Here is an 18,703-nt window from a genome sequence, read left to right as displayed (position 1 = left end):
AGTGTGATATTTGAATGTTTAATTTCGGGGCTTTTTAGGGCATAGATGGGGCCATATTTGAATAGCTGTAAAGGCAATGGCGGCGGCTATTACTCCCAGACACAGGCTGATAATGATGGATAGGGTAAAGTTTATTGGATTTGGCGGGTCTTGCTTGATTAAGTAGGGGTAGGCGGTGGCGGCTACTCCTGATACTCCTAAGCCTACACCGATAACGGTGACTCTGGTTTGTAAGGCGCGATCGCTTTTGGCTTGTTCTATTTCAACTATACCTCGGATGGAGGCGATCGCGCTTTCGATTAAGTCTGTCCCGTGTTTGAAGTATCCTAAGTCACCCGCGATTTGCGATCGCATATAGGGCGCGGTTTTTATCTCGAAGTGATTTAATATTGATAGTTCTTCCTTATCAGTTTTGAGTGTATCACATATTTTCTGCAAAATGTCACTGTAATTGTTAAGATTTATCGCAATTGTATTGTCAAAAGCTTCTAGTTTCCTTAGCACGCTAGTATAACTCAAAGCTTTGCCCAATAGGACTTTTAACTGTTGTTTCAATGTTTCCAAGTCAGCGGTAGTTAATGAACTCCTAATTTTGGCGAGTTGCTGCTGTAAATACTTGATGTCTTCCTCTATCTCATCATAGTTTTTAACGAGGTCGTGGTAAATCTTGCGGCTGTCTTGAAAGGATTTGATGATTTTGTTACGGTAAAATAGTAAGTCAATGATTTCTTGTTGACAAGTGTTAAAATCTTTATCAGTTTGTTTGTCGCAAAGTAACCAGACAAGTAGGTGGCGGTAATTGGCAATATTGGCAATATCGCTAATTAAACCGTATTCAAAAATGGGACTACCAAATAATATACCTGAACGGTAGAAAATAGGTGTAGAGTCGCCTGGTAATAAAGCATTGCGACATTGATTGGCAATGGGTTTAAAGTAATCTATATGATTGCAGCATAGTTCAGCAAAGGGTAGAGAGTAATCTATATTATCGGGTAGGTTATTCTCGGTAAGCCATCCGGTAAGTAGGAGAGTTTGGCCTAAAAAGTTGTCGTCACCGTCGATAAGTAAAATATTTTCCGGGTTAATTTCTTTGATGAAGCTGACATCTAAGTTATCAGCAGTACCGTCTTCTGGGCAACCTATATTTAACCATAAAGCATAACTGTCTTGAATTTGTAACGGTTGGGCAAAACCTTCTATCAGCGGATTACTTCTGGTAAATTCGAGAGGAGTCTTTAAAAGTAAATCTTCGCACTGGTCATGACTTCTTTTCGGGGACTTTAGATGATGTGTTAGCTTTTTATAGGTAAATTTTCGCAGAATATTGTCGCATTTTTGCCACAGAGGATTATTGCTGCCCTCACTGTTATGGTAGAGTTGAAAAGCGTATAAGTAAACGTTAGGGGCAGAAATTTTATCAGTCATGTTATTAGCGTGGCGGCTGTGAGTTGGGAATGCGTTTTTTGAGGTGTTCTGGTAACTGTGGATAGAGGTTTGTTAGCCTTGGTTCTTGACCTTCTTTATTTCTAGGTTTTGGTTCCGGTTTTCTATCTTTTAAATTGATTGCCTTGCTAATTTCGGGATAATCTTCACACCATTTAGCAATAGCGTCGGCTACTTCTTCATCAGATTTATCCGCCATTTCGGATATCGTCTGGTTGAGGTCATCTAAAGCTGCGATCGCCCCTACTTGTTCAAATAAGTCTGCTTGAGTTTCAAAGACTTGTAAGAAAGCTGATATATAAGCTTGGTCATCATTCATGGCTAATGTGTTTCCTCTCCATTGATGTAGGAATTTTGGCTTTGTTAGGGCATTGTTTGCGTAACAATTCCATGATATCATCAGAGATAATTAAGTGTCAATTTTTCAGGAGTGGCAACTATAGACCTCAATGGACGAAGTAATTCAAGGTGCGGGGTTCACGGTCAAAGCCAGTAAATTTGACTTCTTTTTTGGTCGCGTTACCTCTACTCCTAGCAATACTAGAAGGTCTTTAGACAACTTAAGAGATTTGAGAATACTAGGGATTGACGAAGTGGCGGGAGGCAAAGAGAAGCTATTACAAATATTCGCAGAAGGATTAAATGCACCGGAAGTTGAAGATGACCGAAAACCTAATGAATATGGCGTAAACATCTCTCGTAAAGTAGAATTGAGAGGAGGAGAAAAACCGGGGGCAATCGTTGTTCGATATTTTTATCCTGAAGGTGACTTCGATGTAAATCCTCAAGTTACTTCAATTGTACCATTAATTTATCAATAACAAGCTACCATGAAGATTGAAACGATTAGCAAATCAGAATTTGACCAAATCCCAGCCATTCGGCAAATCATTTGTCACCAATATGCTCAAAAATTTGCTCGTCTTGATTTGGGGGAAGTTTTGGGATATTATGGGCTAAGTTGGCGGAGTCAATTAGTTGAGTTAAGTATTGAGTATTCAAGCGATCAAAAAATGCTTTGGATTGGCATCGATCAGCAATTAGTAGCAATTTGCCTAGAAAGTGGCCGCCTTAGTTTGGCGATGCCTCTTACTGCTAACTTAATTCAGATGGCAGTTATTCAAAAAGTTACTGCTGTTTTGACTGAAAATGAGATATTATTATTTAATCCAAATGGTTCCCTCAGATTTGATCGCAGCTTGCCAGATTTTCCTGAACAATTTTTTACGATCGGCAATAATTTGGTGATTCAATTGGTGGAGGGCTATCGCTTCAGCTTAAATTTGCAAACTGGACAATTTCAAAAATTAGTTGGAGAGGTTTTAGTTTCATAGTATGGGCGGGGCGGGTTTATGAAGTTTTGAGATGGGAGATTAAAGATACTGGTGAACCCGCCCCTACAGAAATTATATCTATTTAACCAGAAATATTGCCTCATTTTCGACAAACTTGTAGGGGCGGGTTCGCCAATAATCTCAAATAAAATCGACAGCTTAAATAAACCCGCCCCCACCCACCATGAAACCCTAACATTTATTGTCCAACGGCACAGAAAGCCGCCCAAAACAAAGGATCTTGGAAAGATTGAAACTCCGGTTTATAACCCCTCAATCTCTTTTTAATCCTCTTTCGATTCTGGCTATCCAGTAACTTTGAACTATCAGCCCAATCTAGCAAATCTTGCACACTTGCCCCCCTTAACCACAACTGCGACTCCCGCAAAGCAATGGCCACCGGCGACCGACTTTCAGACAGTAAAAGTTCATAAAACTTGATCATCAAAATCGCCGTAGATACATCATCCACCACCCACAAAGTGCTGATCACACTTGTAGCCCCCGCAGATAAAAAACCGCTAGGCAATCCGATATACTCATCAGTGGTATCTCTAATATCCGTTAAGCCAGTTTCGCAAGCAGAAAGGGTTACTAAACTGCACTTACTCAGTGGCAAATTAAAGATTTCTTCCAGCGTCAAGTCTGTGATGTCGTCCAAGTTAACGTTATCGGTAGCCCTCTTCACTCTAGCTAAGATTAAAGCTGATTTCCGAGGATTTGTAAAGTTGAAACGGCCATGACAAGCAAAGTGGGCGATGTAGGGATTTTGCAAGCCTTTAATTTGTTCCTGCAATGCTGCTTTAGTTGCCTTTTCCCGAATCAAAACTTTAGCATAATTAAAGGCTTTTTCAATTGCTTCAACTTCGATATCAGCAAATGGTAAATCGTCTTTTGGATTTTGAGTAGGCGGGTTTTGAATGGCAAACAATCTTGTGGGTGATGACTCTTCCCCAGTCGGATTTACCCGCTGAGATAATTGTAATATCTGACAACTGGGAGTATATCTCACACCGCCAGGGAAAAGATCGAGGAGACAGCCAGTTTCTTCTACATTTTGCCTTAGTCTGCGGCTGGTTAAGGCATGAAGCGGTAACAAGTGCAAATATCGGAAGGGAACTAATATTAATCGCTGGCAGTTTTCCGGGAGGCGAGAAATTATTTCATCTATGTGTAAGATTTCTGCTAATTTTTTCAGGCGGGTTTCTAGCTGTTTTTTCCAGTTGTCACGTTGATAGATGTATTCATTGATATATTCCTGCTGAAACTCCTCTAGTGCGTCCAAGTCTTGATCTGAAGAGTGCCAGATATCAGGTTGGGTGGAGTTGCTGGTAATAATAAAAACTTTAAAGCCGTTAAAGGTGATATACCATTCCAAAATTGCTTCATCTTCACCTAACAGAGTGCGAATTTCCTGACAACTAATCGGCTGTCCATTTTTCTGGACACTGCGGGCATTGTAAAACAATTCTACTAGGTTTCGGGTTTTGCTGCGTTCGATGTATTCTAGGGCGGCGGTTTTATTTTGCATTTCTAGGCAAACTTCCACCATTATATGAGAAATTCTATTGTATTCTTCAGCTAATTTCTGTCTGTCAGCTTCGCCGCCCCTAATGATTTCAGTCCGCATTGATTCGACTGTCTCAATTGCAGTGTTCAAGGTATTGTAAGCTTCTGGGAGTTGGGAATTATTTCGGTAGGCAAGTCCTAAATTATATAAAGTTTTAGCATGATTTATCGGAAATGCCTCGCGAGTGCTAACGGATAAAGCTGCTTGCAAGGCGGAAATTGCTATTTTTAGATTATCCGTTTTTTCACCTCTGATTCTGCCGCTGTAGGCATTCGCTAAATTATTTTGAGTTATTGCCCAATCTTCTGGAAATGCCTCGCGCGTATAAACTGATAAAGTTTTATGATAAGCGGAAATCGCCATTTCTAGATTATCCGCTTTTTCGCCTCTGATTCTGTTGCTGTAGGCAAGCCCCAAATTATTTTGGCACCTTGCCCAATCTTTAGGAAATGTGTCGCAGGTGTAAACTTCCAACGCTTTCTCAAAAGCGGCGATCGCCAGTTCTATATTATCGTCTGTTTTGCCTTTGATTCTGTTGCGGTAGGCATTCCCCAAATTATTTTGAGTCATTGCCCATTCTTCAGGAAATTTCTCGCGAGTGCGAATTTCCAATGATGCCAAATAAGCGGCGATCGCCAGTTCCAAATTCTGGGCTTGTTCCCCTCTGATTCTCTGGTCGTAGGCAGTCCCCAAATTATTTTGAGTCATTGCCCAATCTTCAGGATATGTCTCGCGGGTGTCAACTGACAAAGCTTCCCTATAAGCGGAAATAGCCATTTCTAGATTATCCGCCCTTTCGCCTCTGATTCTGTTGTTGTAGGTAATCGCCAAATTATTTTGAGTCGCTGCCCAATCTTTACTATATTCTTGACGGGTAAAAACAGTCAGGGCAACTTCATAACCTGCAATGGCAATTTCTAAATTACTCGCCCTGCTGCCTAAAGGAAATTGCCGGATTGCATTGCAAAAATTGCCAACAACTTCTATTATAGAAATGCGGATTTCTTGGCTATCTGAGTGTGGCAAAGTTTCCCTCGCCCAATTTCGCAACGCCACAGCCAAATTATCATTAACTAAGTTGAGATTATCCCGCAGCAGGGGATAAATTACATTAGGATCGCCCTTGCCCTTTAAAGTTACCTGCAACACTTCCGTTAAAAATTTAAGGTAAATGGAGGGTGACAATTTCTCTACCATTGTATTGCCATAACTACCCATTAGATGCCCTGCAAGAGTCATTAAAGAATTAGCATCATCCAGGTAGTTATCAGTTCTCAGATTGTTTGCCCTCTCTAGCATTACCTGTACCAACCCCGCATCAACTAACTCAGAGTTTGCCTGCAAAATTTGCTTTTCTTCCCCATTGGGGCAATTCAGTAGCAATTCAATCAGATTAAGATAAGCTTGGCGGCGTAGTTGATCCATATTGCGTAGGGAGAGATTAGCCGAGAGAACCATTATTTACTAATCCTATCACAATTATCACAATCAAACCAGAACCTGCCTCAACTATTAACATTCAATCGATCGCCTACCCACTAACCAGTAAGTCGTCATTTCTCCCCGACCTTTCACAGCAATCGTACCCCTTGATTCCAGTATATAATCATCTTTCAAATGAGCATAAGTAGCCTCTGTCACCTGAATATAACCAGGTTTGCCATGAGATTCCATCCGAGAAGCCACATTAACAGCATCTCCCCAAAGATCGTAGATAAATTTCTTAATACCAATAACTCCAGCAATAACTGGCCCGCTATTAATGCCAATACGTATTTCCAAAGATTCCCCAAAAATGCTATCTAGACTTTGCATATAAGCCTGCATATCTAATGCCATATTAGCAATTGCCGTAGCATGATCTGAACGCGGAAGAGGCAATCCGCCTACTACCATATAGGCATCACCAATAGTTTTGATTTTTTCCAGATTATACTTTTCTGTCAACTGATCGAAGGCAGAGAAAATTTGATTAAGTCCCCCGACTAACTCCATCGGTTCCATGCGGGATGATAGGCTGGTGAAGCCAACAATATCAGCGAACAAAATAGTCGCCTCCTCAAAGTGTTCTGCCGGAGATTCGTTCGTTTTTTTCAAGCGTTCCGCAATCTCAGATGGTAAGATATTTAATAATAGTTGTTCCGATCTTTCTTTTTCCTTACGTAATTGAGCCGTGCGCCGTTCTACCCGATTTTCTAACTCTTCATTGGCAAGGCGTAACTCTTCTTGACTTTGGTGTAAAGCAGCAAAAGAATCCTTCAATTGCCTACTCATATCATTAAAAGAATGGCTTAAGATATCAATTTCTAGAATGGGACTGGTTTCTATCTGTTGATCGAGATTTCCTTGGGCAATTTCTGTTGATGCCTGGGACATTCGTAGCAACGGACGAGTAATCCAATTAGCCGTCTGAATGCCAATGGCGATCGCAATTCCCAATGCTACTATTACAAACAATATCGTGTTACGAGTATTCTCATAAATTTGAGCCATAAAGTCTGCTTCGGGAATCACAACCACAATCAACCAATCCAATCCTTTAACCTGTTGTAGTGGAGAAATCTGCACCAGTTGCGTTTTACCATTTAACACAAACTGAAATTGCTGAGGTTTTTGAATTTGGTTCAAAGTATTGCTTTGTTCTTGCAATTTTTGAGCAGTGAATCGAATGATGGGTTCCTTGCTATCCAAAGCCTTCAAGCGCCCTGGCTCTTCTTTTCCCGGAACTTTAACCGCAGGAATTTCGGAAGTTGAACTGGCGACTAAATCTCCCGATCTCTCCATGATAAAAGCTTCACCCGACTTGCTAATAGATAAGCCATTAAGAAATTGATTTAGTTGTGCTAGCAGCAAATTTGTAGACAAAACTCCCACCAATTGCCCTTGGGAGTCGTAGACAGGAGTAGTAGGAGAAATCTGTAAAACGCCCAAATTTTTTGAGGTGAAAATCGGAGTCCAAGTTGGTGCTTTAGCAGCCATAGTAACAGTATACCAAGGTCGATCGCGCGGATCGTAGGGCTTAGATTGCAATTGCTCAAAGCGATCGCCCGGTTGCTCGATCTCATAAACTACTCGATTAGAATCCGTCGTGCGATCGCGAAACTTAACTACTAATTTACCATCAAGGTATCGCTGCACTCCGATAAAATCGCCGTTGTCTTTGCCAAGATAAATGTAGTCAACTGAATCTGTTAGTTTAATATCTGACCAAAATTGTCGCTCTAGAGCCTGAAAATCATTTGGGTCTAAATTACCATTGCGAAATGCTGAGGCCAAAACCCCCTGCAATAAATGAGGTTTTTCTAGATAGCTTTCCAGATGTCGATCGATTTGACCAGTAACTTTATTGCTAAGTTGGAAGGTCAACTCGTTAATTGACTGTTGACTATTTCGGAAGGAGAGATAACCAACAAACCCAACAGCAGCCACAATTTGCAGGACAAAGGGCAACACAACGCTGGTGCGGAGCCGGAATTTTCGGAGTGGGGGTTTGGCGATGCTCATATAAGTAGTCGGACATAATTAAACGTAGGGTGGGCGCTCGCCGCAAAAAACCTGTAACTCATAGAAGAAGATGGTTACGGCGAGCGCCCACCTTACAATTTATAGCGTTTATTTATGTCCACCTACTTAGACGAAGGAAGAAGGAAGAAGGAAGTAAATCCTATAAAAAAATCTTCCCATTAAAAAACGCGATCGCCTACTTTCAACCCTAATTCTGCCGCCCTCCCTCCCCTGAGTTCAATCACTCCATCAACGATCGCATCTGGCCCATAAGTAGGGCAAGATTCAGCAAAACAAGGCGGTGCATTGGCGATTACAGCTTGCACTACCCCCTCCCGAAGAAAAATCATATCTAATGCGATCGGCACGTTTCTCATCCAAAATTTAACATTTCGTGGCGGTTCAATGGGGAACAACATCCCCCGATTATCGGGTAATTCACTGCGGTACATTAAACCGATCGCTTGTTCAATAGGAGTCTGCGCTACTTCCAATCCAATCGCATTACCTGAGATATTGGTAGTAGTAGAAACTGGTAAAATTTGACCTTGTTCTATGCCACCAATCAAGGAGATAAAATTTGAATCTATTAGGTTGTTAACACCTTGTAAAACTGCTAAATATTTGCCTGTAAGCCGATCTTTCACAACTGCATTACCCTCCGTCAAAAAAATATCTAAGTCGTTAAACTTCAGTCCGCCTGTCAAAACTAGGCGATCGTTACCGTTGCCAAAATCGGTAATTTTATCTGCATCAGCTAAGCTAGATGCGCCTGCGGTGTCGAGGACAAATAGATCGTCACCGACACCACCAGTTAAAATATCTGTGCCTTCGCCACCAATCAGGAAATCTTGACCGCGATCGCCATTAATTATATCGTTACCTTCACTGCCATAAAAGGTATCATTTCCCTGTCCGCCAAAAAGAGTATCTGCACCTTCATTACCTATGACGGAATCGCTGTCTTGATTGCCAAAAATTAAGTCATTTCCCCCTAAACCTTGGATGGTATCGTTACCTGCAAGTCCTCTCAAAGTGTCGTTGTTGAGAGTTCCTTGTAAAAAATCAAAACTAGGAGTACCATCAATATTAGTCATTCTATTTTAGATGTTAGATTTTGGGTTTATTATACAATATTTCCTAATCTATACCCTAATTCAAAGCTGGCAGTTCTTCAGAAAATTTTTGTAAGGAAATCCGGCAAGAAGAGAGATTATTTTTGGGATTGTATCTAGAGAAAATGTGCTCGGATTTCCTTGATAAACCAATTTTTTTAGAGATATCTGGTTTTCCCCAACAGTCTCTAAGTAAAAACCCGATTTCTGTGGTTGTTGGTAGGCTAATTTAGAGATAATTTCCGCTTAGAAACAACACAATCTTGCAAATAAAGGTTAATTAGTTCCTGAGAAGATATACCTTTTTCCTGAGCCATAGTTTCAAAATATTCAATTACATCAATTCCGAGAGAAATCGTGACCTGTTTTTTTAACTGTTTAGCAAAAGGATTAGGTCTTTTTTTCATTTTTGAAAGATCGTATTCCGGTTCCATTGTTTTATCTCCTATATTCTTGACTTTCATTTTTAGTTGCTTTTCTTGCTGAGATAATTCTAATGAGAGAATCCTCTTCTCTAAAACAATGAACTACAATTAATATTCTCATTTTAGAGCTTATGCCCAAAAGTAAAAAACGTTCTTCTTCGTGGGAATGATCTTCATCCCAAAATTGAAGGGCATAGTCATCAAAGAAAACTGATTCAGCTTCTTCAAAAGAAATACCATGCTTTTGTTGATTAATTTTGTTTTTTTGCTCATCCCATTGAAATATTATTTTATTCATTCTGCCAAAAGGTCATCCAATCTTTATCCTCAGTCATTAAACCATCCTTGGGAATTTTGACAATAGCAATCTATTGATCCTCCTATTTGGTCTGGTAATAATTTAATTTATAGTTCAACTTCCTTTCTACTCCACACATCCTATTATAGATCATCCATAACTGATTGCAGCCTGTAAAACAGGTATCTTGCCTATTTTTACTGAACCCAAGTTTTAGCAATAGGCATTCGCCAACCAGTGCCAAAAGCGCGATCGCTAATTTTCAACCCTGGAGGCGCTTGTCGCCGCTTAAACTCTGCCCTAATCACCAACTGCACTACACGCTTAACCACCATTTCATCATGTCCAGCAGCTATAATCTGTTGAGCTGATTCGTGTTTTTCAACTAATCGGTGTAGAATATCATCCAGAACATCATAAGGTGGTAAAGAATCTCGATCTACTTGCCCCGGTTTCAATTCAGCACTTGGTGGTTTAGTAATAATATTGACGGGGATAATCTCTTTAGGGTAATTGGTAATTCCACCCCCCCTGCCCCCCCTTAGTAAGGGGAGGAATGTTGTTCCCAATTCTCCACTATTCAACCATTGGCACAGCGAATAGACGCGAGTTTTCGGAACATCGGCAATTACAGCTAAACCGCCATTCATATCACCGTAAAGCGTGCAATAACCCACAGCCATTTCTGACTTATTGCCCGTCGAAAGTAGGAGATGCCCAAATTTATTAGAGATGGCCATTAACAAATTACCGCGAATCCGCGATTGAATATTCTCCTCTGCGAGCCCAAAAGTTGTCTCTGCAAACAAAGGATCTAAAGTTTTGTCATAAACTTTCATCAATTCGCCGATAGGGATGATTTCTGTAGTAATGCCGAGATTTTTACCTAATTCTTCAGCATCTTTAACAGAATGATCGGAACTATAAGGGGAAGGCATGAGCACGCCTAAGACATTTTCTGCACCCAGAGCAAAAGTTGCGATCGCAGCTACCAAAGCTGAATCTATCCCACCGCTTAAACCTAGCACAACTTTAGAAAAACCGCACTTGCGGACATAATCTCGCACTCCCAAAACCAGCGCTTCCCAAATTTCTCCATCGCTAGATTCGGGGAGAGGTTTAATTACATTAGGCAACAAATCTCGCTGATTCTCATCATATTCTAACAATACAAAATCAGATTCAAAAGCAGTTAGGGAACAAACAACTTCACCCAACCGATTTAAAGCAAAACTACTACCATCAAAAATCAAATCGTCATTTCCACCTATTTGATTAGCATAAATAATAGGTTTGCCGTAACGAGTAACGCTATGCCGTAACATCGCCTCTCGGAGTTTTCGTTTACCAACGCTGTAAGGGGAAGCTGATAAATTCACTACTAAATCTGCACCCATTTTGGCTAAGTCAGAAAAAGGATCGCCAGCATAACTCCTTTTTCCCCAAAACTCTTCATTGTTCCACAAATCCTCACAAATAGTCACGCCGATCTTATGTTTTCCAATAGTAAAATATTCGCTCTTTTCACCAGGCTCAAAATATCTGTCTTCATCAAAAACATCATAGGTAGGCAACAAGCGTTTATTAAAAATTCGCTTAACTTCCCCATTTTCTAGCAAAGCAACGCTATTAAATAACGGCTTCCCGCCCTGTTTCCCAGCGTGGGGATTAGGAATTACAGTTCCTACTAAGACAATCAAATTTTGCGGTAAATTCTGTGCTAATTGCTGTAATTGTTGGCCCGCAGCTTCGATGAAACCGGGATTAATTAATAAGTCGCGCGGCGGATAACCAACTAAACAAAGTTCTGGCGTTAGCAGCAGGTTCGCATTAGCGTCAGCCGCTTTTTTAGCGGCATCTAGGATTAGTTTTGCGTTGCCAGTTAAATCGCCCACAGTAGGATTGAGTTGTGCAATTGCAATTTTCATAATTATTATTAGTTGTTAGTTGTTAGTTGAACTCCCTTAATAGCGGTTCAAACCGCTTTTTTAAGCATACCAACTCCGGCTTAAATATCCCCTTTATTTTTTAGTCCGCGTAGGCGGACTTTGTTTGTTTAGTAGCGATTTCAATCGCCGAATGTCGAGAGTGTTTCAAAACTATATTTTCGTATTATAGCCAATAGACTTACGACTAAATAAACACTAACGGCTTATCCTTAAAAGGGGCAAAAGCATTTTTATCAAAGCGATATAAACTAGCGGGACGACCAGCGCCTCGCGACACTTTTACCCCAGTATCCGATAAGAAACCTAATTTTAACAACCGAGCGCGAAAATTAGAATAATCGGAGAAATTTTCTTCTAGAATAGTAGTGTAAAGTTGATAAAGCTCACCCAAAGTAAAGACCTCCGGTAATACTTCAAAAGCAACTGGACTGTATTCAAGCTTGTTACGCAAACGGCGATAACCATATTCTAAAACTTGGTTATGATCGAATGCTAACTGCGGTACTTGTTTAACTGGATACCAAGCAATTCCACTCACACCATCAGCAATTAATTCCGCTTCTTCAAACCTGACTAAAGCAAAATAACTTACAGAAAGATAGCGAACACCCCTGGTAAATTCTCTAGGATCTCGCCCCGGATCTCCGAAAGTGTACAATTGCTCTAAATACAGATTTTTTACTCTGATTTTCTCGGCCAAAATCCGATAAGCTGCATCTTCAAGAGATTCTCCTTCCCTCACCAGCGTACCCGGAAGACTCCAATGATCTAAGAAAGGTTCATCTTGCCGCATTACCAACAAAACTAGCAGGCGATTTTGTACAGTATCGACTGAGAAAATCACGTTATCGACTCCTACTTTGAAGTCTGCTAGTGAGTAACTTTTACTCTTTTTTTCGCCTCGTCCAGCCATGCGTACAAATGCTCCCTGTGGATATAAGCTTCAATGGGAGGCGTTAGGGCTTCCGTGTCTCCTTTTTCACGATAAGCTGTAGAAGAGACATTTGGGCCAGTCAAAGATGCGATCGCAACTTCCGCACCCATTCGCCTCAACTGTCTCAAATCTATCTCTTCCGGTGGATAACCGGGACGCGGTACTACCAGCCACTTCACTTGTTTTAACAATAGTTCAATCTTGTACCAGCGTGGTAACTGCGTTACCAAGTCAGAACCGATAACCATTGTTAAATCGGCATCTCCCCACATCAATTTTGCCTTTTCCACTGTTTCTTGCGTCCGAGGACTGCTAAGTTCTGGGTGCAAGCAAATGTTATTTCTGGGCGAATTAATTTCTTGAATTGTTAGCAGCAACATCGCTGAACGGTGTTCTAATGATGTCTGGTGAGATTTAAAAGGGTTATCAGAGGCCCAAACTGCTACCCAATCAAAATGTTGAGAAAGCCAACTAAGAATAGTTTTGTGTCCCGCAGTGGGCGGATCGGCACTTGTACCAAATAAAGCGATTGTTTTCATTGTTAATGGCTAATGGCTAATGGCTAATTGCTAATCGCTAATTAAAGTTAACTGTTAACTGTTAACTGTTAACTGTTAACAATCATCGCTTTTTTGTTCGTTGAGTGAGAATTTCTAACTCTGGCGAAATTTCTACTACCGGGGATATTGGGTTATCTAAGCGGCGAGTTTCAGCGGGAAGACTAGCCACAGAAGCGGCCGTTCTCTGCGCGATCGCATCTAAACTTTCTACCGGCCGCACCCGTTCGCCATCCTTAACCATTAATTCCATCAACGGAACAGAAGACTGATTAACAACATCCGTTACTAATCCCAAACAATCTCCCCTCACTTGGCCATTTTGCAAATATCTAAAAATTTGCTTACGGCCTGGATAAGTCGCCTTCCCACTAGCCTCCTTCATCACCGGAATTCCATTAATTTCTACTAACTTATAAACACCATTCACAGGCTCTCCACTTACCAGTTTCGTTCCCAACCCATAGCCATCAATGCAAGCACCCAAATTCTTCAACTCAAAAATTTTCCACTCATCCAAATCGCCGCTAGCAAAAATCGGCACTCCCGGAAGTAGCGATCGCACTTCCCGCGACAACTCCACCAGATTCCCCGAATCCAACCGCACCCCTTCCAGTCGCATTTCACCCCGATTTACCCGTTCCGCCAACTGACGCGCCGCAGCAATTGTATCGTAAGTATCGATCAACAGGGGCGCACCCGGAAAATATCGGTGAAACGCCGCAAACGCCCCCTCCTCGCTTCCCTCACCAGCCGCGATCGCCATCACCAAAGCATGAGCCATCGTACCCGCAGGTTTGCGGCCCAACTTCAAAGCTGCCAAAACATTAGAAGTCGCATCCAAACCCGCAGCCAAGGCCGCACGAGCCGCCCAAATAGAAGCTTGAGGGCCAAAAGCGCGGCGCGTCCCAAACTCCAGCAGTTGAGCTTGCGGCCCCGCCACATCGCGCAGCCTAGCCGATCGCGTCGCAATCAAAGTCTGATAGTTAATCGCATTCAGCAAATAAGTTTCCACTAGCTGAGCTTGCCACAAAGGAGCATCCACCCTCAGCAATGGCTCGTTTGCAAACACCGCCGTCCCTTCTGGAACCGCCCAAACATCGCCAGTAAAGCGGGCCGTCGCCAACAACTCCCAAAATCGCTCAGGAGCATTCGCAAAAATTCCCGTAGACTGCAAAGCCTCAATCTGTGCTGGACTAAAGCTGAATTTCTCTAAATAATCCAATGCTTGGGCTAAACCCATCGCAATCAAATAGCCAAAATTTTCTGGGAACCTGCGAGCAAACAGCTCAAAGCTAGCCTGCTGTCGCTCCAACCCCTCCCCCACATAACAAGCCGCCATCGTCAACTGGTAGAGGTCAGTTAACAGACTATAATCCTGTGGGGAAAGCGTTAATTCTTGGTCTTCCCCAGCGGTCAAGCCGATGGTCGTGTCGCTTTCAGTGGCAGTTTTCATGGGACAAATCCCTGCAAGCTTGGTTTTTTTAATTATAGTGAAATATACCAAATCTGTCTAGTCAAGATTTGATAAAAATTTGTGATAATCACCTGACCATGAGCTTGCTTATAGTTGGTGACGATCGAGGAGCGGGTATAGAGACGAAGCGATTTCAGGCTCTCAAACCTACGAGCTATCAAGGGTTAAAACCCCTGCCTCATAACCAAAGTCGTCTGAAAACGACTACTAATTTAGGATTTACGTAGCAGATTTTGTAGCGCCATCATCTGGGTAGTATTTTTACTTTCCAGAGGGCGGCGTTACAGATGCTATTGGGTAATTCCTATTTATGTTATGGTGAATTATATAAAAATAGCTATAATCCTGGGTAAGTTCTGTTAATGATTGCGGACTAATAAGGAATAAAAATAAATATTGCTAATCCGATCCCCAGATCAAAACTGACATTAATATATAAAGTATATTAAGACCTAGACAAACGAGGTGGACAGTATGAATCTTTCCAAAAGTGTTAGAGATGCCATGCGTTTTGTTTCGGAAGCAGCGATGCGGATTTTCAGCCCCACTGATGACAAGTATCCTGTCGTTGGCGTACAGCCTTTTGAAGGCCAACCGTTAAAAGATAAGTCGGCAGATTAAGAAGCCATTCAGGGATTTCTACTTGTTTACCTCCCAAGGTAATTACTTTAGATGAGGTAAGGCGATCGCCTGAGACTGTAGAAACACAACAACGGTAATGTGAACTCACTTTTAAATAAATCAAATCAGCCCCATCCACAACTACAGTGCATGGGGCTTTTGATGGCCTAACACCGCCCTCGGTATAGCATAGGGGCTAGGGACTAGGGACTAGGGGCTAGGGGCAGATGGGGCAGATGGGGCTGATGGGGAAGTGGGGAAGAAGAGAATAGAATCAGCGAGTTTTAGTAATTCAGAACGTCCTAACTACCAAGAAGGTTGCTATATCTTCACCGCCTAGAGGGAGGCATTACAATTGATTCAAGAAAAACGCGATCGCAGCAGTACCTATCGGTACAGTCAGATTATCCATGCCAAATTTGGAGAAAGATTCCAAAGTAGTCGCAACTAAACCAACAACAACTGAAACCCCCAAAGTTTGCCAAACATTACCTTGAACAGCCAGTAAAATTAAACTGCTAACAGCAAAACTAACTAAAAACATAGTAAAAGAACCTTCCCAACTCTTCTGCATTCCCCAAATTTGATAAGTATGTTTACCAAAACGCTGACCAATCACAGCAGCTAGTCCATCTCCCCAAGTCATTACAAGAATACCCAAGGCAGCATATTGTGGTAGTTGCACAGGCCAAAACCAAGCAATTAAAACACCGATGCTGACAGCATAGAAAAAAGTACCCCAACTTTGTCGGCCGACGCTGTTAATGCTGGGTAAAATAGGAATCAAGTAAGAGATGAGTGCGATCGCGCCCGCCACAATCCCCGCCCCAATCCCCACCCAAGCCGGAATTTTCAGCCACCACGCCAGCAAAATCACATTCCCCGAACCAATGTGTACTATCTTCCGGGATATCTCTGGATCTGCCGAAGTAAACCGATTTAGTCCCTCAGCTACAAGTAAAATCAAACCTAACCAGGCTGTAATAAGGGAAATTTGCAGCCCAACAGTGGGAATTTCAGTAAAGATCGACACGATAATCAGGAAAAACGCCGTTAATTAATCTTCTTCCTAGCACTATAGTAGAAAGGTTGATGCCATGCTTTATCATCTCTTGCTTTGGTTAGCCAAAAAGTTTGGTTCTCAGATAAAGCATGGACAGCTTATCGATCTCAGCTTAACCCATCAAGACATTGCTGAATTTCTGGGTACAACCCGCGTGACAATTACCCGTGCTCTGAATAATTTTGAGCAGCAAGGTTTGATTAACCGCCTTTCCGTTCATCGAATTGTTCTGCAAGATTCAGAGTTTTTGGATTATCAAATTTAAAGCCAAGATTTGAGGCGATGTCAAGGCTGTTTCTTTGATGGTGCAACAGGTAAAATATAAGAGACTGTAAAAAGTCCAATCGCCTTCTTCCTTCCAACTCCTACCTAAACAGATTAAAATCTTTAAAACACTCTCGAATTACAACAGCCTTGACCTACGACAACACCTGTAAATACATAGCCGCACAGAATCCAGCAAGTTTCGTCCGCTGGTTACTTCCTAATATAGAATCTACCAATATCGAACTGCTCAAAACCGAACTTCCCGCCGAACCACTCCGCGCCGACTCCCTAATTCTACTGCGCGTCGGAGACACCATCCTCCACCTTGAATTTGAAAGATTACCCTATTCTGTGCCTCCGATTCCCTTCCGAATGCTGAACTATTGGGTACGCCTTTACGGGCAATATGAGTGTAAAATAGAACAAGTAGTAATTTTCTTAAAGCGGATTGACTCACATCTAGTTGCTGTAGACAGTTTTCAACAACAAAACACTCTACATCGCTACCGTGTCATTCGCTTGTGGGAACAAGATTCTGCACTTTTTTAGCAGACCCTGCTTTACTACCCTTAGCACCATTAACTCGTACTGACTCACCCTTAGCATTGTTAGAGCAAGTAGCAGCACAAGTGGATTTGATTGCAGACTTCGCACAGCGACGGGAAGTTTTAGCTTGTACCAGTATATTAGCTGGTTTGCTGCATCAACCTAACGTGGTTCGTCAACTATTTCGAGAGGATATTATGGAAGAATCTCTGTTTTACCAAGAAATTATCCAAAAAGGCTTGCAAAAAGGCTTACAACAAGGCTTACAACAAGGCTTACAACAAGGTTTGCAACAAGGCTTGCAACAAGGCTTGCAACAAGGCTTGCAACAAGGTCAACAGCAGCAAGCACTGTTACAGACTTTGCGCCAATTGAGTAGGCGCGTGGGAACCCTTACACCCTCTACGGAACAAAGAATTCGCGCCTTATCATTTACTCAATTAGAGTTATTAAGTGAGGCGCTGTTAGATTTCTCTAGCCAAGCAGATTTAATGAATTGGTTGAATAATATCAACTAGGAGAATCCCTAAGTAACTCTTCTCAATTACGTAATTGCCGCAAAATCTTAAACCCTTTTTCCCTTAACTCCATCGGCAAAAGTGATAATCCTAAACCAGTCCATGCCTTTGCCGTTGAGAATGACTTGCTGGCAAAAATCATTTGCCGACCTTTTGCGTTTTCACCAATCTCTATCAACCGCAAACCTAACACTAATTCTGTTTCTGCAATCCGCTTAAGTCTAACTAATTCTAGCTTGTCTGCATCAAACTCATAACTCGTTAAATAACTCAATTTGTCTGTTAAATAAGGGATAGCTCGATGAATACCTTGCTGCTGTGAATGCCAGCGATATTCCATTAATGGCTCAGGTAAATAATAGCATTTTTTCCCGGCTATAGCAAGGCGGACTAATAAATCATTGTCTTCGCAGTTTTGGAGATTGGGGCGCATAAAACCTACTTCTTGCAGAACATTACGGCGAAATAAAGTTGCGCCAACTTGTAGGCTTTGTTTAATAAAAACTACTTCTAGTAAATTATCAATTATTCCCCCCGAAAGTTCGCTTCGTCCCCATCGCTGTGAATTGAGTTTAGTCGCGATTTGATCGCGAGAATTATTACTATCAATTATCCAGTGATCTGTACTAACAAAATCAATAGTTGGGCTTTTATCTAAAATAGCAGATGTCCGGACTAGAAAGTCTGGAACTAAGCGATCGTCATCATCAAATTTGATAAAATATTGACCTTTTGCTGCTGCAAACCCCGATCGCATATTGTTACTTTTTCCAATATTTTGAGAGTGGCGTATATAGCGAATATTAGCAGCATTCAATTCAGACATAACGATGGGAGTGCTATCATTTGAACCATCATCGCATACGATCAACTCAAAGTCTGTATAAGTCTGCTTTAAGACACTTTCAATGGCATTTAAAAGTAAATGTACGCGATTGTAAGTAGGGATGCAAACACTAATTTTAACCACAATTTTAGTTGGCTACTAATTGTTAATTGGTAATTGGTAATTGGTAATTGGTAATTGGTAATTGGTAATTGGTAATTGGTAATTGGTAAAAATTCTCCCCGTCTCCTTC

At 41.6% G+C, this 18,703-nt stretch carries 20 protein-coding genes; 7 read left to right on the top strand and 13 right to left on the bottom strand.

Features of this window, described 5'->3' with window-relative positions:
- Positions 1–18: 18 nt before the first annotated feature.
- Both OSCIL6407_RS0125975 and OSCIL6407_RS0125970 read right to left on the bottom strand, forming a co-directional pair.
- Positions 19–1,428, bottom strand: coding sequence for a hypothetical protein (locus OSCIL6407_RS0125975; protein ID WP_007355982.1), 1,410 nt, complete (start codon positions 1,426–1,428; stop codon positions 19–21).
- A gap of 4 nt (positions 1,429–1,432) precedes the next feature.
- Entirely contained in the window at positions 1,433–1,765 is a 333-nt protein-coding gene (locus tag OSCIL6407_RS0125970) for a hypothetical protein (RefSeq protein WP_007355983.1), read from the bottom strand.
- A gap of 130 nt (positions 1,766–1,895) precedes the next feature.
- Here OSCIL6407_RS0125970 and OSCIL6407_RS0125965 point away from each other — a divergent pair, with 130 nt between their 5' ends.
- Positions 1,896–2,267, top strand: a complete 372-nt coding sequence (locus OSCIL6407_RS0125965) for a hypothetical protein (protein WP_007355984.1) — start codon at positions 1,896–1,898, stop codon at positions 2,265–2,267.
- A 9-nt stretch (positions 2,268–2,276) separates the two neighbouring features.
- Positions 2,277–2,780: a hypothetical protein gene (locus tag OSCIL6407_RS0125960; RefSeq protein ID WP_007355985.1), complete on the top strand. Its 504-nt coding sequence runs from the start codon at positions 2,277–2,279 to the stop codon at positions 2,778–2,780.
- Positions 2,781–2,979: 199 nt separating this feature from the next.
- Here OSCIL6407_RS0125960 and OSCIL6407_RS0125955 read toward each other — a convergent pair whose 3' ends face one another.
- From OSCIL6407_RS0125955 to OSCIL6407_RS0125915, 9 genes are all read right to left on the bottom strand, one after another.
- The gene (locus tag OSCIL6407_RS0125955) at positions 2,980–5,808 is read right to left on the bottom strand and encodes a CHAT domain-containing protein (RefSeq protein WP_019487855.1); all 2,829 of its coding nucleotides are present in this window, start codon (positions 5,806–5,808) and stop codon (positions 2,980–2,982) included.
- Between the two features lie 54 nt (positions 5,809–5,862).
- A complete protein-coding gene (locus tag OSCIL6407_RS0125950; protein ID WP_007355987.1) occupies positions 5,863–7,854 on the bottom strand; it encodes an adenylate/guanylate cyclase domain-containing protein in 1,992 nt (663 codons plus the stop codon).
- A 179-nt stretch (positions 7,855–8,033) separates the two neighbouring features.
- On the bottom strand, positions 8,034–8,951 hold the full coding sequence (locus OSCIL6407_RS38195) for a DUF192 domain-containing protein (RefSeq protein WP_007355988.1): 918 nt from the start codon (positions 8,949–8,951) through the stop codon (positions 8,034–8,036).
- A 242-nt stretch (positions 8,952–9,193) separates the two neighbouring features.
- Positions 9,194–9,403 (bottom strand): hypothetical protein, encoded by a 210-nt coding sequence (locus OSCIL6407_RS0125940; RefSeq protein ID WP_019487854.1) that lies wholly within the window; start codon positions 9,401–9,403, stop codon positions 9,194–9,196.
- 4 nt (positions 9,404–9,407) lie between these two features.
- On the bottom strand, positions 9,408–9,692 hold the full coding sequence (locus OSCIL6407_RS0125935; protein WP_007355990.1) for a BrnT family toxin: 285 nt from the start codon (positions 9,690–9,692) through the stop codon (positions 9,408–9,410).
- A 197-nt stretch (positions 9,693–9,889) separates the two neighbouring features.
- Entirely contained in the window at positions 9,890–11,620 is a 1,731-nt protein-coding gene (locus tag OSCIL6407_RS0125930; RefSeq protein ID WP_019487853.1) for an NAD+ synthase, read from the bottom strand.
- Between the two features lie 205 nt (positions 11,621–11,825).
- A complete protein-coding gene (locus OSCIL6407_RS0125925) occupies positions 11,826–12,554 on the bottom strand; it encodes an NUDIX hydrolase (protein WP_019487852.1) in 729 nt (242 codons plus the stop codon).
- Positions 12,512–13,114: a nicotinate-nucleotide adenylyltransferase gene (locus OSCIL6407_RS0125920; protein WP_007355992.1), complete on the bottom strand. Its 603-nt coding sequence runs from the start codon at positions 13,112–13,114 to the stop codon at positions 12,512–12,514. Before OSCIL6407_RS0125920 ends, OSCIL6407_RS0125925 begins: the two co-directional genes overlap by 43 nt.
- 82 nt (positions 13,115–13,196) lie before the next feature.
- A complete protein-coding gene (locus OSCIL6407_RS0125915) occupies positions 13,197–14,588 on the bottom strand; it encodes a nicotinate phosphoribosyltransferase (RefSeq protein ID WP_007355993.1) in 1,392 nt (463 codons plus the stop codon).
- 98 nt (positions 14,589–14,686) lie between these two features.
- On the opposite strand from OSCIL6407_RS0125915, the gene OSCIL6407_RS35630 reads away from it, so the two are divergent.
- Together OSCIL6407_RS35630 and OSCIL6407_RS31265 are read left to right on the top strand one after the other, a co-directional pair.
- Positions 14,687–14,836 (top strand): hypothetical protein, encoded by a 150-nt coding sequence (locus OSCIL6407_RS35630; RefSeq protein ID WP_155523429.1) that lies wholly within the window; start codon positions 14,687–14,689, stop codon positions 14,834–14,836.
- 247 nt (positions 14,837–15,083) lie between these two features.
- Positions 15,084–15,230 carry a hypothetical protein gene (locus tag OSCIL6407_RS31265; protein WP_007355996.1) on the top strand — a complete coding sequence of 49 codons (147 nt, stop codon included), beginning with the start codon at positions 15,084–15,086 and terminating at the stop codon, positions 15,228–15,230.
- Positions 15,231–15,579: 349 nt separating this feature from the next.
- Here the strand turns inward: OSCIL6407_RS31265 and OSCIL6407_RS0125905 are convergent, their stop codons facing one another.
- A complete protein-coding gene (locus OSCIL6407_RS0125905) occupies positions 15,580–16,263 on the bottom strand; it encodes a diacylglycerol/polyprenol kinase family protein (protein WP_007355998.1) in 684 nt (227 codons plus the stop codon).
- A gap of 64 nt (positions 16,264–16,327) precedes the next feature.
- Between OSCIL6407_RS0125905 and OSCIL6407_RS31260 the strand changes: the two genes are divergently transcribed.
- The 3 genes from OSCIL6407_RS31260 to OSCIL6407_RS38185 all read left to right on the top strand — a co-directional run bounded on the left by OSCIL6407_RS31260 (position 16,328) and on the right by OSCIL6407_RS38185 (position 17,624).
- Positions 16,328–16,558, top strand: coding sequence for a helix-turn-helix domain-containing protein (locus OSCIL6407_RS31260; RefSeq protein WP_007355999.1), 231 nt, complete (start codon positions 16,328–16,330; stop codon positions 16,556–16,558).
- A gap of 149 nt (positions 16,559–16,707) precedes the next feature.
- Complete coding sequence (locus OSCIL6407_RS38190; RefSeq protein WP_007356000.1) at positions 16,708–17,109, top strand: RpnC/YadD family protein; 402 nt, start codon at positions 16,708–16,710, stop codon at positions 17,107–17,109.
- Positions 17,082–17,624, top strand: coding sequence for a DUF4351 domain-containing protein (locus OSCIL6407_RS38185; RefSeq protein WP_324603628.1), 543 nt, complete (start codon positions 17,082–17,084; stop codon positions 17,622–17,624). Before OSCIL6407_RS38190 ends, OSCIL6407_RS38185 begins: the two co-directional genes overlap by 28 nt.
- 22 nt (positions 17,625–17,646) lie before the next feature.
- Here the strand turns inward: OSCIL6407_RS38185 and OSCIL6407_RS0125890 are convergent, their stop codons facing one another.
- Positions 17,647–18,594, bottom strand: coding sequence for a glycosyltransferase family 2 protein (locus OSCIL6407_RS0125890; protein WP_007356002.1), 948 nt, complete (start codon positions 18,592–18,594; stop codon positions 17,647–17,649).
- Between the last annotated feature and the right edge of the window lie 109 nt (positions 18,595–18,703).

Origin of the sequence: Kamptonema formosum PCC 6407 (genome assembly GCF_000332155.1) — a bacterium.
GTDB classification, from domain to species: Bacteria; Cyanobacteriota; Cyanobacteriia; order Cyanobacteriales; family Microcoleaceae; genus Kamptonema; species Kamptonema formosum.
The sequence above is the reverse complement of the archived record's forward strand: the minus strand, read 5'-3'. Positions and strand labels throughout refer to the sequence as shown.

Coding starts and splice junctions, on each gene's coding strand:
- OSCIL6407_RS0125955 (WP_019487855.1), bottom strand. CDS start 5,808: ATGGTTCTCTCGGCTAATCTCTCCCTACGCAATATGGATCAACTACGC.
- OSCIL6407_RS0125920 (WP_007355992.1), bottom strand. CDS start 13,114: ATGAAAACAATCGCTTTATTTGGTACAAGTGCCGATCCGCCCACTGCG.
- OSCIL6407_RS31265 (WP_007355996.1), top strand. CDS start 15,084: ATGAATCTTTCCAAAAGTGTTAGAGATGCCATGCGTTTTGTTTCGGAA.
- OSCIL6407_RS38195 (WP_007355988.1), bottom strand. CDS start 8,951: ATGACTAATATTGATGGTACTCCTAGTTTTGATTTTTTACAAGGAACT.
- OSCIL6407_RS0125960 (WP_007355985.1), top strand. CDS start 2,277: ATGAAGATTGAAACGATTAGCAAATCAGAATTTGACCAAATCCCAGCC.
- OSCIL6407_RS0125935 (WP_007355990.1), bottom strand. CDS start 9,692: ATGAATAAAATAATATTTCAATGGGATGAGCAAAAAAACAAAATTAAT.
- OSCIL6407_RS31260 (WP_007355999.1), top strand. CDS start 16,328: ATGCTTTATCATCTCTTGCTTTGGTTAGCCAAAAAGTTTGGTTCTCAG.
- OSCIL6407_RS0125965 (WP_007355984.1), top strand. CDS start 1,896: ATGGACGAAGTAATTCAAGGTGCGGGGTTCACGGTCAAAGCCAGTAAA.
- OSCIL6407_RS0125970 (WP_007355983.1), bottom strand. CDS start 1,765: ATGAATGATGACCAAGCTTATATATCAGCTTTCTTACAAGTCTTTGAA.
- OSCIL6407_RS0125950 (WP_007355987.1), bottom strand. CDS start 7,854: ATGAGCATCGCCAAACCCCCACTCCGAAAATTCCGGCTCCGCACCAGC.
- OSCIL6407_RS0125930 (WP_019487853.1), bottom strand. CDS start 11,620: ATGAAAATTGCAATTGCACAACTCAATCCTACTGTGGGCGATTTAACT.
- OSCIL6407_RS0125940 (WP_019487854.1), bottom strand. CDS start 9,403: ATGGAACCGGAATACGATCTTTCAAAAATGAAAAAAAGACCTAATCCT.
- OSCIL6407_RS35630 (WP_155523429.1), top strand. CDS start 14,687: ATGAGCTTGCTTATAGTTGGTGACGATCGAGGAGCGGGTATAGAGACG.
- OSCIL6407_RS0125925 (WP_019487852.1), bottom strand. CDS start 12,554: ATGGCTGGACGAGGCGAAAAAAAGAGTAAAAGTTACTCACTAGCAGAC.
- OSCIL6407_RS0125975 (WP_007355982.1), bottom strand. CDS start 1,428: ATGACTGATAAAATTTCTGCCCCTAACGTTTACTTATACGCTTTTCAA.
- OSCIL6407_RS0125915 (WP_007355993.1), bottom strand. CDS start 14,588: ATGAAAACTGCCACTGAAAGCGACACGACCATCGGCTTGACCGCTGGG.